This is a genomic window from Bradyrhizobium sp. CCBAU 45389 (assembly GCF_028128625.1).
Taxonomy (GTDB): Bacteria; Pseudomonadota; Alphaproteobacteria; order Rhizobiales; family Xanthobacteraceae; genus Bradyrhizobium; species Bradyrhizobium liaoningense_B.
Genome location: NZ_LBIY01000091.1, coordinates 232,285 through 245,775 on the forward strand (window position 1 = coordinate 232,285; position 13,491 = coordinate 245,775).

10 protein-coding genes are annotated in these 13,491 nt (G+C 64.1%); 4 read left to right on the plus strand and 6 right to left on the minus strand.

Annotation, left to right across the window (positions count from 1 at the left end; genetic code table 11):
- The first annotated feature begins 8 nt into the window (after positions 1–8).
- Both XH79_RS22325 and XH79_RS22330 read left to right on the plus strand, forming a co-directional pair.
- Positions 9–1,337 (plus strand): polyhydroxyalkanoate depolymerase, encoded by a 1,329-nt coding sequence (locus XH79_RS22325; protein WP_018644330.1) that lies wholly within the window; start codon positions 9–11, stop codon positions 1,335–1,337.
- 218 nt (positions 1,338–1,555) lie between these two features.
- Entirely contained in the window at positions 1,556–2,395 is an 840-nt protein-coding gene (locus tag XH79_RS22330) for a M48 family metallopeptidase (RefSeq protein ID WP_271582938.1), read from the plus strand.
- A 212-nt stretch (positions 2,396–2,607) separates the two neighbouring features.
- Here XH79_RS22330 and XH79_RS22335 read toward each other — a convergent pair whose 3' ends face one another.
- Both XH79_RS22335 and XH79_RS22340 read right to left on the minus strand, forming a co-directional pair.
- Entirely contained in the window at positions 2,608–3,267 is a 660-nt protein-coding gene (locus XH79_RS22335; RefSeq protein WP_271582939.1) for a hypothetical protein, read from the minus strand.
- A gap of 356 nt (positions 3,268–3,623) precedes the next feature.
- Positions 3,624–5,840: a transglycosylase domain-containing protein gene (locus tag XH79_RS22340; RefSeq protein ID WP_271582940.1), complete on the minus strand. Its 2,217-nt coding sequence runs from the start codon at positions 5,838–5,840 to the stop codon at positions 3,624–3,626.
- Positions 5,841–6,020: 180 nt separating this feature from the next.
- On the opposite strand from XH79_RS22340, the gene XH79_RS22345 reads away from it, so the two are divergent.
- Entirely contained in the window at positions 6,021–6,446 is a 426-nt protein-coding gene (locus tag XH79_RS22345; protein WP_271582941.1) for a DUF1330 domain-containing protein, read from the plus strand.
- A gap of 138 nt (positions 6,447–6,584) precedes the next feature.
- Here the strand turns inward: XH79_RS22345 and XH79_RS22350 are convergent, their stop codons facing one another.
- From XH79_RS22350 to XH79_RS22360, 3 genes are all read right to left on the minus strand, one after another.
- On the minus strand, positions 6,585–7,811 hold the full coding sequence (locus tag XH79_RS22350; RefSeq protein ID WP_271582942.1) for an ABC transporter substrate-binding protein: 1,227 nt from the start codon (positions 7,809–7,811) through the stop codon (positions 6,585–6,587).
- 248 nt (positions 7,812–8,059) lie between these two features.
- Positions 8,060–9,286 (minus strand): ABC transporter substrate-binding protein, encoded by a 1,227-nt coding sequence (locus tag XH79_RS22355; RefSeq protein ID WP_271582943.1) that lies wholly within the window; start codon positions 9,284–9,286, stop codon positions 8,060–8,062.
- 132 nt (positions 9,287–9,418) lie between these two features.
- A complete protein-coding gene (locus XH79_RS22360) occupies positions 9,419–9,826 on the minus strand; it encodes a DUF1304 domain-containing protein (protein ID WP_271582964.1) in 408 nt (135 codons plus the stop codon).
- A gap of 49 nt (positions 9,827–9,875) precedes the next feature.
- Between XH79_RS22360 and XH79_RS22365 the strand changes: the two genes are divergently transcribed.
- Positions 9,876–10,406, plus strand: a complete 531-nt coding sequence (locus tag XH79_RS22365; RefSeq protein ID WP_271582944.1) for a methylated-DNA--[protein]-cysteine S-methyltransferase — start codon at positions 9,876–9,878, stop codon at positions 10,404–10,406.
- A gap of 124 nt (positions 10,407–10,530) precedes the next feature.
- Here XH79_RS22365 and XH79_RS22370 read toward each other — a convergent pair whose 3' ends face one another.
- Positions 10,531–13,320 (minus strand): [protein-PII] uridylyltransferase, encoded by a 2,790-nt coding sequence (locus XH79_RS22370; protein ID WP_212340423.1) that lies wholly within the window; start codon positions 13,318–13,320, stop codon positions 10,531–10,533.
- Positions 13,321–13,491 lie beyond the last annotated feature (171 nt).

The window sequence follows — 13,491 nt, forward strand, 5'->3', positions numbered from 1 at the left end:
ATATAGCGATGCCTATTGGTGAGTTTGGCGGCGCCCCGCCCCTGGCTGCAGAAGGCAGTCCGGTCCTGACGACGCCGATGTACTGGATGTACGAGATGGCCCACGCCTCTCTCAATCCGGCCCGTGCAGTCACCGACGCGACCAAGCTGCTGTTTCAGAATCCCCTCAATCCCTGGGCCCGTACCGAGGTCGGCAAGTCGGTCGCCGCGGCCTGCGAATTGTTCGAGCGCACCACGCGCCGCTATGGCAAGCCGGAATGGGGCCTCGACGACACCGAGGTCAACGGCATCCGCGTTCCCGTCGAGATCCGTTCGGTCTGGGAAAAGCCGTTCTGCCGGCTGCTCTACTTCGATCGCAAGTTCACCCGTCCGCTGCGCAGCCCGCAGCCGCGCGTGCTGATCGTGGCGCCGATGTCGGGCCATTATGCGACGCTGCTGCGCGGCACGGTCGAGGCCTTCCTGCCTGCGCATGAGGTCTACATCACCGACTGGGCCGATGCCCGCATGGTGCCGCTCAGCGAAGGGCGCTTCGATCTCGACGACTACATCGACTACATCATCGAGATGCTGCACGTCCTCGGCGGCAACACCCATGTGATGGCGGTGTGCCAGCCCTCCGTGCCCGTCGTCGCCGCCGTCTCGATCATGGAAGCGCGGCGCGATCCGTTCGTGCCGACCTCGATGACGCTGATGGGCGGCCCGATCGACACCCGCCGTAATCCGACCGGGGTGAACGACCTCGCCCAGCAGCGCGGCATCGACTGGTTCCGCAACCACGTCATCACCAAGGTGCCGTTCCCGCATCCGGGCATGATGCGCGACGTCTATCCGGGGTTCCTGCAGCTCAACGGCTTCATCAGCATGAATCTCGATCGGCACATGGATGCGCACAAGCAGCTGTTCGCCAATCTGGTGAAGGGCGACGGCGACCTCGTCGACAAGCATCGCGACTTCTACGACGAATATCTCGCGGTGATGGATCTCTCGGCAGAGTATTACCTGCAGACCGTCGACACCGTGTTCGTGAAGCACTCGCTGCCGAAGGGCGAGATGACCCATCGCGGAACCCTCGTGGATCCTTCCAAGGTCACGCGCGTTGCGTTGATGACGGTCGAAGGAGAGAACGACGACATCTCCGGCCTTGGTCAGACCGAAGCGACGCACGGTCTGTGCAGCTCGATTCCCGATCATCGCCGCGTTCATTACGTCCAGAAGGGCGTCGGACATTACGGCGTGTTCAACGGATCGCGTTTCAAGTCGGAGATCGTGCCGCGGATTCACGACTTCATGGTCTCGGCTGCGAATCCGAGCTCGTTGCAGGCTCTCGCGGCTGAATAATCCTGAATTTCGGCTTTCCCGTCGAAATTTCCGCCCCTGCCGGGGCCTCCGGCAGGGGTAAGTTCCCTCCAGATTCGAGGTATTTAGGTAGCGTTATAGGAGTGAGTCACCCCTCACCCCTTGGGGGTGCCGCATGCGTCCAGCGGGGGCGAAAAAAGCCGGTTCCAACCCCAGTCTGTAGGGTCTCCCGGACTGAAGAACCCCTGTATATTGGGCAAATGATTTGTTTTTGCGCCGAGCGCTTTCCCTGGCGGTGGTTATGGCAGAATCCGGGCGAACTCCTGCCCCCCGGACTGACAGACATGGCCACTCGCGCACTCCTTTATCGGCGGCCCCACGAACCGAAGACCCTCGTCATCACCCATGGATCGCAGTTTTTTGCGATCCGGCTGCGCCGGCACAGACGTGCGCGCCGCTATACGCTCCGAATTCATCCGAGTGATCGCGAAGCCATCCTCACCATGCCGCCGCGCGGCACGCTGGCCGAAGCAAAAGACTTTGCGACGCGTCACGGTGCGTGGATCGCTGCACGTCTCGGCCGCCTGCCGAAGGCCGCGCCGTTCCAGCCTGGCACAGTGATACCGCTTCGCGGCACGCCTCATCGCATCGTTCATCGCGCAGGCACCCGCGGCACGGTGTGGACCGAAACGCGCGACAGCGGTGAAAAGATTCTCTGCGTCGCCGGCGGCGTCGACCATGTCGATCGCCGCGTCAGCGATTTCCTCAAGCGCGAGGCCCGCCGTGACCTGCAGCGTTCGGCGGAGGCCTATGCCGCCGAGCTCAATGTCAGGGTCAAGCGGCTCTCGATCCGCGACCAGTCCAGCCGCTGGGGTTCCTGCACCTCGGCGGGCTCGCTGTCGTTCTCCTGGCGCCTGATCCTCGCGCCACCTTTCGTGCTCGACTATCTCGCCGCCCACGAGGTCGCCCATCTCGTCGAGATGAACCACTCGGCCCGCTTCTGGCGCGTCTGCGGCAAGGTCTGCCCCTCGATGGAGCGCGCCAAGAAGTGGCTCGACACGCACGGCAACGACCTGCATCGGTACGGGGTCGAGGATTAGGGCGCGCTCATTAGGCAACTCGATGTCGTCCCGGCGAAGGCCGGGACCCATACCGCGTGATCTATCGATCGCGGAAGGACGCAGTGCCGAACGACGACTCTTCGCCAAAACTTGGTTATGGGTCCCGGCGTTCGCCGAGACGACACCCAGGGTGGGCGAGAGCCTGCCAACTTCCCGCCTTCGCGGGGAATGACAGCGGAGAGTGGGGCAGCTCACGCACTGAAATCCGCACTCGCCCCCGCCTGCGCGTGTGACGCCAGGTAGCGTGCCTGCTGCTGCGCCATGACCCTTTGCCCCTCCGCCAGCATCGCCTGGAACGCCGCGTCGAGTTGCTCGCGGCTATAGGTCGTCGACCTGTCTTCACGCGGTGTCCATTGCGATTGGCTGATCGCGGTGGGCGCCTTTTCGACGGTGCCGCCAAGCCGCTCGGCGTATTGGTCGGCCCGCCACTGCGCCAGATCAGGTCCGCTCAAACCGGGAGGATCCTCGAGCTTGCCGACCTTGGCAGCTGCCGCGTTGGTCATGGTCGAGGAGCCGCCATTGTACAGCGTGGCTACCACCTGGCCGTCCACTTTCACCTGGGCGTAGATGTTCTCAGGAGCGTCGTCCGAGACGCCGGGTTGAGCTGCACTCGTGTCGCGGGCCATCAACCAGTGCGTTGCCATGAGATCGTGCAGGAAAGGATCATCCGCAGCCGATATCGGCTTGGCCCCTGTCAGCGGTTTGACCTGGGAGACGTCAATCCGGAAGCCGCTGGACTGAGCGTCGGTCGCATCCGGCTCTACCGGCTGGAGACCCGATGTCGCATTCGAAGCAGACGTTGATGCGGGCCGCAGATGAGGCAACGCCGCGCTGGATACACCTGAAATCATGGAACGCTCTCCTGCACTCGCACAACCTGTGAGAGCAAATCCCAGGCCGCTGACGGGAGCTTGAAGAGACTGGCGTTTTTGGTTTCGGCGAGCTGCGGGCCGCGGAGAATCTTGCCGCGCTAGGCAGGACTTGCCGAAGCGGTGGCGGGGAATGACAGAGAAGACCAACGCAGCATTCTACGCATTTGCGCGATTCTTCTCCGACGCCGCGACGATTGCGCCGGTCGCCTGATTAGCCTCGCCACATCAAACGCTTCGAACGATCCACCCAGCGTCACGCCTGACGTCACGTTCTACTGTGCATGGGGTTGTTTTCGCAGTTTTTGTTTTGAGGCCACCAGGACCTCAATTCGCAGCTAGCGATTGCCGCCGAACAGCCGGTCCATCAGCCAGCCATCGAGCCCGGCCGCCGCTTCCGGCCGCACATTGGCTCGCGTCGGCTGTGGCGGGCGATAGCCACCGGCGCTCGCCGGTGCTGGTCCCGGCGCGGCCGCCGTCGGCGGCGACACTTGCGAGGCTGCCTGCGCGAGGTTCGACAGGCCCCAGGTCGCTTGCGAGTTCGGCAAGTTCGCGACCGGCACGCCCTCGTGCGCCGTCTTCATGAAGCGCGACCAGACTTCGACCGGCAGGCCGCCGCCGGTGGCCTTCTTGGTCGGCGAGTTGTCGTCATTGCCGAGCCAGACGCCGGTGACGAGGTTGGCGGTGTAGCCGATGAACCAGGCGTCGCGGTAGTCCTGGCTGGTGCCGGTCTTGCCGGCCGCCGGCCAGCCCGGGATCTCCGCCTTCTTGGCGGTGCCTGATATCAGCGTCTCCCGCATCATCGCATTCATCATGCCGACATTGCGGGGGTCGATGACCTGGTTCCGCTCGTCGGGCTGGCGCATGTAGAGCAGCTTGCCGCTGAGCGTCCTGATCCGGGTGACGACGTGCGGTGCGACCGCCAAGCCGCCATTGGCGAAGGGCGCATAGGCGCCGACCAGCTCGACCACGGAGACTTCCGACGTGCCGAGCGCGATCGAGGCGTTGGGCTCGAGCTTGGAGGAGATGCCGAGCCGGTGCGCGGTGCGGACCACGTTCTTCGGGCCGACCTCGAGGCCGAGGCGGATGGCGACGGTGTTGAGCGACATCGCCAGCGCCTGCGTCAGCGTCACGGCGCCAAAGTATTCGTGGGTGTAGTTCTCGGGCTTCCAGCCCTTGACCTCGATCGGCGCGTCCTGGCGCACGGTATCCGGCGTCAGGCCCTGCTCGAGCGCGGTCAGGTACACGAACGGCTTGAACGAGGAGCCCGGCTGGCGCCTGGCGGTCACAGCGCGGTTGTACTGGCTGTCGGAATAGTTCCGCCCGCCGACCATGGCGCGCACCGCGCCGTCGGGCGTCATCGCCACCAGCGCGCCCTGGCTGACATTGAACTTCACGCTCTTGGCGGCGAGCTCGTCGATGATGGCGGCTTCGGCGACGCTCTGCAGCTTCGGATCGATCGTGGTCTCGACCTTGATGCTCTCGTCGATCTGGCCGACCAGATCGTCCAAGACCTCGCCGATCCAGTCGGCGACGTAATTGACCGTGCCGGCGCCGGCCGGCTTCACATTGTAGGAGGGATGGCCGATCGAGGCCTGCGCCTGTGCTTCCGTGATGAATTTTGCATCCGCCATCGCCGCGAGCACGATCTGCGCGCGCGCCTCGGCGCCTTCGGGGTTGCGGTTCGGCGCAAGGCGCGAGGGCGACTTGACGAGGCCGGCCAGCATCGCGGCCTCGGCGATGGTGACGTTCCTGGCCGATTTGCCGAAATATTTCTGCGCGGCGGCTTCGACGCCGTAGGCGCCGGAGCCGAAATAGACGCGGTTGAGATAGAGCTCCAGGATCTCGTCCTTGGAGTGCTTGCGCTCCAGCCAGATGGCGAGCTCCGCCTCCTGCAGCTTGCGCTGCATGGTGCGCTCCTGGGTCAGGAACAGGTTTTTCGCGAGCTGCTGCGTCAAGGTCGAGCCGCCCTGCGACACGCCGCGATGGAGCACGTTGGTGACGAGGGCGCGCAGGATGCCGATGGGGTCGATGCCGAAATGCGAATAGAAGCGGCGGTCCTCGATGGCGATGAAGGCCTTCGGCAAATACGGGGGCAGATCCTTCAGGGCGACATTGGCGCCGGCCATCTCGCCGCGCTGCGCCAGCATGCTGCCGTCGATGCCGACGATCTGGATCGTCGGCGGGCGTTTTGGAATCTCCAGCGACTGGATCGGCGGCAGGTGGGCGCCGACATAGATCACGACGCCGATCACGGCGATGACGCCCCACAGGCTCAGCACCGCGCCCCAATAGACCAGGCGGCCAAGGCTGAACCCGCCGCCGGATTTCGAGCGCCGCTTGGCGCCGCTGCGGCCGGCCGGTGCCTTGCGCTCGCGCGGCGGCTCGTCGCCGGCATCGTCGCTCTTGCGCTTGGCGGATGATTTCGCTGGTTTCTTCGGCTTGTCTTCGCCGCCGGGGATGCGGTCCGCCGCCGTCAGGCGCAGATCGGCGAGCGCCGCGGGCAAGCCGAACAGCGGCTCCTTCCGCCCACCCTTTTTCTTTCCCCACGCCATACGCAAAATGCCCGGTCAGCCCGCCCCGCCGCACGCTAGCGGTCGCTGTTTAAGGCCGGGTTACCCCGGCGTTAACGCGCGATTAGGAGATGCGGCATTCGCCCGCCGCAGTTCCGCTTCCAGGGCGCCAGCGCTAGGATCGCCCGCATAAAACAGAGGGAACTCACGAAGGGAGCACGCATGGGCCACATCGATCCGACCAAGGAGATCTTTGCGCAATTCCGGGAGAACGATCGCCCGGGCCCGATCCACATGCTCAACCTGGTGCGCTTGCGCAAGGAAGCGGCTTATCCCGACGGCCGCAAGGCCAGCGGCGCGGAAGCCTATGCCGCCTATGGCCGCGAGAGCGGCCCGGTGTTCGAACGCCTCGGCGGCCGCATCGTCTGGCAGGGCAAATTCGAGCTGATGCTGATCGGTCCGCAGGACGAGCGCTGGGACCATTGCTTCATCGCGGAGTATCCAAGCGTCGGAGCCTTCGTCGAGATGATCCGCGATCCCGTCTATCGCGAGGCGGTCAAGCACCGTCAGGCGGCGGTGGAGGATTCGCGGCTGATCCGGCACGCCGTGCTGCCGGTCGGGAAGAACTTTGGGGAGATACCGACCTGAGTTCGTAGGGTGGGTTAGCCCTGCGGCTGCGCGAAGCGCAGTCCGCCGGGCGTAACCCGCCTCTTCGCTTTCCCGTGTGTCGGCAGGAGTGGTGGGTTACGGCTTCGGCTAACCCACCCTACGAAGAGGTCCTCTCTTCTAACCCGCCGGACCTGCATCCTCCAGGATCGGGCCGAACAGTTCCCAGCGCTCGCCGTTGAACTTCATCATCTGAAGCTGCTTGTTGACGCGGTAGTCGGTCGCCGAGGTGTTGGCCTTGATGCCGGGCAGCGCGGTGTCGCTGGCGACGTCCTTCAATGACGCCGCCTGCTTCATGACGTTCTCGCGCGTCAGGTTGTCGCCGCACTGTTGCAGCACATGCACCAGCAGCTGTGCGGTGCTGTAGCCGTAGGTGTTGAAGTTCGAATCCTTGTCGCCGTCCGGATAGTACTTCGCCATGAAGTCGAAATACTTCTTCAGGCCGGGGTCGTCCTTCCAGGTCGGATCGAGCGGTTCCTTGCCGTAGTTGACGCTGATCAGGTCCTTGGCGGCCTCAAGGCCTGCCGGCTTCAGCACCGCGCCGACCGAGGTGGCGTTGATGTCGACGATCTGGATCGGATGCCAGCCCATTTCGGCGATCTTCTTGATCGCCTGCGCGGCCTGCTTCGGTGTCGTCGCGCTGAAGAACAGATCGACGCCGGCGTCCTTGATCTTGAGGATCTGGGAGTCGACCGTGGGATCGGAGACCTCGTAGGACGCTTCGGTCACGACCATCTTGGCGGCCTTGTCGCCGAGCCCGGCCTTGAGGCCGTTCAGATAGTCCTTGCCGAGGTCGTCGTTCTGATAGAGCACGCCAATCTTGGCGTTCGGGTGCTCCTTCAGAATGTACTGGCCGTAGATTCGGCCTTCGACGAAGTAGTTGGGATTGTAGCCCATGGTCCACGGAAAGTTCTTCGGATCGGTGAACCTCGAGGCCCCGGTCGCGGCGAACAGCTGCGGCACCTTCTTGGAATTGAGATATTTCTGCACGGCCGCGTTCACGGGCGTGCCGATGATCTGGAAGGTCAGCAGCACCTCGTCGCTCTCGACGAGCTTGCGTATCTGCTCCACGGCTTTCGGCGGCGAATAGGCGTCGTCATACTGGATCAGGTTGATCTTGCGGCCGTTAATGCCGCCCTGGTCGTTGATCATCTTGAAATAGGCGGCCTGGGTCTTGCCGATCGACGAATAGGCCGACGCCGGTCCCGAGAACGGCATGGTCTGTCCGACCTTGATCTCGGTGTCGCTGGCGCCCGGATCATATTTTTTCTGGGCATTGGCCGCAGAGATCGACAGCGCCAGGGTCAGCGCCGTTGCCGTGGCCAGATGCAGCATTCCATTCCTCATTCGCAATTTCCTCAGTTTGTTATTGCAGGTGATCTGCCGGGCGCTTGTGCGAACCGGACGTCACCGCTGAGGACGAGTGTGGAGGAGGCGTTGCTGCGACGCAAGGTGGGCGGCGCCCATCCTTTGTAGGGTGAGTTAGCCGTAGGCGTAACCCACCACTGTTCATCTCCGCGGACGCAGAAGAGGTGGGTTACGCCCGGCGGATCGCGCTCCGCGCATCCGCCAAGCTAACCCACCCTACGCGATCACTAACCCGACGGGCCCGTGTCCTCGATGATCGGTCCGAACAGCTCCCAGCGTTCGCCGTTGAACCGCATCATCTGCATCTGCTTGTTAACGCGGAAGTCGTTCGGTCCGGTGTTGATCTTGATGCCGGGCAGGGCGAAGCTCGGGGTGAAGTCCTTGATGTTGGCGACCTGCCTCATGATGTTCTCACGCGTCAGGTCGTCGCCGCATTGCTTCAGCACCTGCGTCAGCAACTCGGCCACCGAATAGGCATAGGTGTTGACGGTGTTGAGCTTGTCGCCCTCCGGGAAATACTTGTCCATGAAGGCGAAGAAGGCCTTCACGCCGGGATCGTCCTTCCACTGCGGATCGCCCGGCTCCTTGCCGTATTGCGTCGAGATGATGCCCTTGGAGATATCGAGGCCGGCCGGCTTCAGCGTCGCCGAGATCGGGCTCGCATTGATGTCTAGGATGTGCACCGGCGTCCAGCCGAGGTCGGCGAGCTTCTTGATCGCCTGTGCCGCGAATTTCGGCGTCGAGGCATCGAAGAACACGTCGACGCCCATCGACTTCAGCTTGACCACCTGCGAGTCGACCGTGGGATCGGTGACCTCGTAGGAGACCTCGCCGACGATCATGCTGGCGGCCTTGTCGCCGAGGCCGCTCTTGAGGCCCGCGAGATAGTCGCGGCCCATGTCGTCGTTCTGGTAGAGCACGCCGATCTTGGCGTTGGGATGCTCCTTGAGAATGTACTTGGCGTAGATGCGTCCCTCGGACACGTAGTTCGGATTATAGGCGATGGTCCAGGGATAGTTCTGCGGATCGTTGAAGCGCGCCGCGCCCGTGGAAGCCAGGAGCTGCGGCACCTTCTTGCCGTTGAGATATTTCTGCACGGCGGCGTTGGCCGCGGTGCCGATCAGCTGGAACGTGAAGAGGACCTCGTCGCCCTCGACCAGCTTGCGCACCTGCTCCACCGTCTTCGGCGGCGAATAGGCGTCGTCATACTGGATCAAGTTGATCTTGCGGCCGTTGATGCCGCCCTGGTCGTTGATCATCTTGAAATAGGCGGCCTGCGTCTTGCCGATATTGGCGTAGACGGAGTACGGCCCGGAGAACGGCACGGTCTGGCCGATCTTGATCTCGGTGTCGCTCGCGCCGGTGTCGTATTTCTTCTGGGCGAGGGCTTGGCTGGCGGAGAATGTGAAGGCGAGTGCTGTCGTGGCAGCTAGGAAGGCTCTGCGACTGGTCATGTTGGTTGTTCCTCCTGACGGAATTTTCGACCGATGGTCTTTTTCCGTTGTTGCAACGGTCGCCATCGCTGCCTGAGATTGTGGAGGAAGGGCAGCCGCCGCGCAAGGATCGCGGCGCTGCGCCGAAGCGTCTCAGGCGAGAAACAATGCAACCAGCGCGACCGCCGCCGGCAGCGCCTGCACGATCAGGATCCGCGTGCTGACGGTCGCCGCGCCATAGGCGCCGGCCACGATCACGCAGAGCAGGAAGAACACCTTGATCTGGAACGCGAAGGCCGGATTGCCGTGGACGAGACCCCAGATCAGGCCGGCGACCAGGAAGCCGTTATAGAGCCCCTGATTGGCGGCCAGCACTTTTGTGATCGCGGCCTTCTCCGGCGTATTGCGAAACACCTTCAAACCCTGCGGCTTGTCCCAGAGGAACATCTCCAGGATCAGGAAGTAGGCGTGCAGTGCGGCGACCAGCGCCACCAGGACATTGGCGATCACGTTCAAGTTGAGCTCCCCCAAAAGCGTCAGCTTTCGGGTGGACGTTAGCATGGCCGCCATGGCAAGTGCGATGGGTGTGTTTCGATTGCCTGGTGCCGCAATGCCCGCTCGATCAACCAAGACGGCTGAACGCTTCGGCCTCGATCGCCTGACGACGCCGATCGGGATCGCGCTGCTGGTCACGGATGCCGAAGGCAATCTGCGGGCGCTCGACTGGGACGACTACGAGCACCGCATGCGCGAGCTCTTGCGCCTGCATTATGGGGCCGTGGATATCAGCGATCGGCCCGCGCCGACCGGGATGCGGACTGCGCTGTCGGGCTATTTCGAAGGCGATCTCGCCCAGCTCGCTGGCATCGCATGGCGCATCGCCGGCACGCCGTTCCAGCAGAAGGTCTGGACCGCGCTGGCTCACATCCCTGCCGGCACCACGATGAGCTACGGCGCGATGGCCGCGAAGATCGATATGCCGAAGGCGATTCGCGCCGTTGGGCACGCCAACGGCTCCAATCCGATCAGCGTGGTGCTGCCCTGCCACCGCCTGATCGGCGCGGATGGTTCGCTGGTGAAATATGGTGGCGGGCTGGAGCGGAAGAGGTGGCTGCTGCGGCATGAGGGTGTGGAGGTTTAGGTCTCTCTCCTCGTCATTCCGTGGCGCCGCGCAAGCGGCGAGCCCGGAATCCATCGTGCCACCGACTCCGCGGATGAATGGATTCCGGGTTCGCGCTGCGCGCGCCCCGGAATGACAAGCTGTATCAGGCCGCCGGCTGAACCGCCTTGTCGCCCGCCATCACATGGGTCAGCGCACTCTTGATCGCGGACTGGCGGGTCGGCGCGTTGATCTGTGCGCCGAGCAGGTCGGTGACGTAGAACACGTCGCGGGCGCGCTCGCCGAAGGTCGCGACATGGGCCGAGGCGATGTTGAGGTTGAGCTTCGAGATCGCGGTGGTCAGCTCGTAGAGCAGGCCGGGGCGGTCGAGGCCGGAGACCTCGATCACGGTGTAGCGGTCGGACCACTGGTTATTGATCGTCACTTCCGGCTCGATCACGAAGGGCCGCGCCTTGCTGCGCACGGTGCGCCGCGCCACCACTTCCGGCAGGCGCAGCTTGCCTTCAAGCACGTCCTCGATCATCTCGCCGATGCGCGTGGCACGGCGGCCCTCGTCCTCGTCGCGGTCGTATTCCCTGGAGATCGATATGGTATCGAGCGCACGGCCGTCGGTCGTGGTGTAGATCTGGGCGTCGACGATGTTGGCGCCGGCCGAGGCGCAGGCACCTGCGATGATCGACAGCAGCCAGGGATGGTCGGCCGCGAAGATCGTGAGCTCGGTGACGCCGCGCACCTCGTCGAAGCCGACATTGATCGCGAGCTTGTGGCCGGCCTGCTCGCTTGAGCGCACGAAGCGGGCGTGGCGGATTTTTCGCGGCAGCTCGACCTTGAGCCAGTAGGCCGGATAGTGCCGGCCGATATAGGCATCGAGCTCGTCCGCCGGCCACTCGGCGAAGGCGTTGCGGAATTCGGCGTAGGCGGCCGTGAGGCGCTTGCCGCGGTCGACTTCCGAGAAGCCGCCGGTGAGCACCGGCTCGGTCTCGTAATAGAGCGAGCGCAGCAGCTGCGCCTTCCAGCCGTTCCACACGCCGGGACCGACACCGCGGATGTCGGCGGTGGTGAGGATCGTGAGCAGCTTCATCTGCTCGACCGACTGCACTACGGCGGCAAAATTCTCGATGGTCTTGCGGTCCGACAGGTCGCGCGACTGCGCGACCGTCGACATGGTCAGATGCTCCTCGATCAGCCAGGCCACGAGCTCGGTGTCGGCGGGGCTGAAGCCGAGCCGCGGGCAGAGCCGCCGCGCCACCTTGGCGCCGGCGATGGAGTGATCCTCGGGGCGGCCCTTGGCGACGTCGTGCAGCAGCGTCGCGATATAGATCACCGCGCGGTGCTCGGGTCTCGTTTTGCGCATCAGATCGCTGGCGAGCGCGAACTCCTCGATGCCGCCGCGCTCGATATCCTGGAGGAAGCCGATGCAGCGGATCAGATGCTCGTCGACGGTGTAGTGATGATACATGTTGAACTGCATCATCGAGACGATCTTGCCGAAGGCGCGGATGAAATGGCCGAGCACGCCGGTCTCGTTCATCCGCCGCAGCACGATCTCCGCATTGTCGGAGGTCAGGATCTCCATGAACAGTCGGTTGGCTTCCGGATTCTCGCGCAGCTGCGCGTTGATCAGGCCGAGCGAGCGCGTCACGTCGCGCATCGCATCCGGATGGAAGGCGAGGTTGTTCTTCTGCGCCAGGCGGAAGATGCGGATCAGATTGACCGGATCGTGCTTGAACACGTCGGGCGCGGCGACGTTGATGCGGTTGTTGTCGACGATGAAGTCGTCGCTGTCAGGGACGCGCCGCTTCACCTGGGTCGGGCGCAGCCGCGCCATCACCCGGCTCAGAACCGGCGCCGGCTTGGCTTGCTGGTCCTCGAGCTTGGCGCAGAGGATGGCGGTGAGGTTGCCGACTTCCTTCGCGACCAGGAAGTAGTGCTTCATGAAGCGCTCGACATCCTGCATGCCGGGATGCGAGGTGTAGCCGAGCCGGATCGCGATCTCGCGCTGCAGGTCGAACGACAGGCGCTCCTCGGCGCGGCCAGAGTAGAAATGCAGATTGCAGCGCACCGACCAGAGGAAGTCGGCGCAGCGGCGGAAGCTGCGATATTCCTGCGCGTCGAACACGCCGCGTTCGACCAGCTCGTCGGTGTCGCGGACGCGGTAGACGTACTTTGCGATCCAGAACAGCGTGTGCAGGTCGCGCAGCGCGCCCTTGCCGTCCTTGACGTTGGGCTCGACCAGATAGCGCGACTGGCCGCCGCGGCGATGCCGCTCCTCGCGCTCGGCGAGCTTCGCCGTGACGAATTCGGATGCGGTGCCCTGCACCACCTCCTTGTCGAAGCGCTCGACCAGCTCGTCATAGAGCGGCTGGTCGCCGGTGAGGAAGCGCGTCTCCAGGATCGCGGTGCGGATGGTCATGTCGCCACGCGCCTGCCGGATCGATTCATCGACCGAGCGCGTGGCGTGACCGACCTTCAGGCCCATGTCCCAGAGGCAGTAGAGGATGGCTTCGGCGACCTGCTCGCCCCAGGCCGTCTGCTTGTAGGGCAGGATGAACAAGAGATCGATGTCGGACTCGGGCGCCATCAGGCCGCGGCCATAGCCGCCGGTCGCTACCACCGCCATCCGTTCGGCGCCGCTCGGGATCGGCGAGCGGTAGAGATGGCGGGTCGCGGCCGAATAGAGGATGCGGATGATCTCGTCCTGCACATGGCACAGCCGCTCGGCGCAGCGGCGGCCGTGACGGTCCTTCAAGAGGATCGCCTGTGCTGCGGCGCGCGCCGCGATCAGCTCGGCCTTGAGCAATTGCGCCATGGCGGTGCGGAACGCGTCCTCGCGTCCCTCGTGCTTCTCGGCAAGCGCATCGACCGCGGCTGTGATCCGCGCGGTGTCGAAGCGATCGTCCACCTGTGGCTTCTGCTCAGTTGCGACGCTGTCCATGTCTCACCGGATATAAGAGGTGACAGGCGCTGTCACCCGTCATTCGCTGGCAATAGTCGTTCCGTGCTGGAAAAGGCCGGCTTCGGGCAAATCTGTTCTCGGCCGGCGCCCTTTCAAGGGTCGGATTTTCTCGTTGACCTCTAGATATAACTCATTGAAAAACAATGAAGT

Excerpts from the sequence above, each read along its gene's own strand:
- XH79_RS22325 (WP_018644330.1), top strand. The coding sequence starts at position 9 with ATGCCTATTGGTGAGTTTGGCGGCGCCCCGCCCCTGGCTGCAGAAGGC.
- XH79_RS22330 (WP_271582938.1), top strand. The coding sequence starts at position 1,556 with ATGATTTGTTTTTGCGCCGAGCGCTTTCCCTGGCGGTGGTTATGGCAG.
- XH79_RS22335 (WP_271582939.1), bottom strand. The coding sequence starts at position 3,267 with ATGATTTCAGGTGTATCCAGCGCGGCGTTGCCTCATCTGCGGCCCGCA.
- XH79_RS22340 (WP_271582940.1), bottom strand. The coding sequence starts at position 5,840 with ATGGCGTGGGGAAAGAAAAAGGGTGGGCGGAAGGAGCCGCTGTTCGGC.
- XH79_RS22345 (WP_271582941.1), top strand. The coding sequence starts at position 6,021 with ATGGGCCACATCGATCCGACCAAGGAGATCTTTGCGCAATTCCGGGAG.
- XH79_RS22350 (WP_271582942.1), bottom strand. The coding sequence starts at position 7,811 with ATGAGGAATGGAATGCTGCATCTGGCCACGGCAACGGCGCTGACCCTG.
- XH79_RS22355 (WP_271582943.1), bottom strand. The coding sequence starts at position 9,286 with ATGACCAGTCGCAGAGCCTTCCTAGCTGCCACGACAGCACTCGCCTTC.
- XH79_RS22360 (WP_271582964.1), bottom strand. The coding sequence starts at position 9,826 with ATGCTAACGTCCACCCGAAAGCTGACGCTTTTGGGGGAGCTCAACTTG.
- XH79_RS22365 (WP_271582944.1), top strand. The coding sequence starts at position 9,876 with ATGCCCGCTCGATCAACCAAGACGGCTGAACGCTTCGGCCTCGATCGC.
- XH79_RS22370 (WP_212340423.1), bottom strand. The coding sequence starts at position 13,320 with ATGGACAGCGTCGCAACTGAGCAGAAGCCACAGGTGGACGATCGCTTC.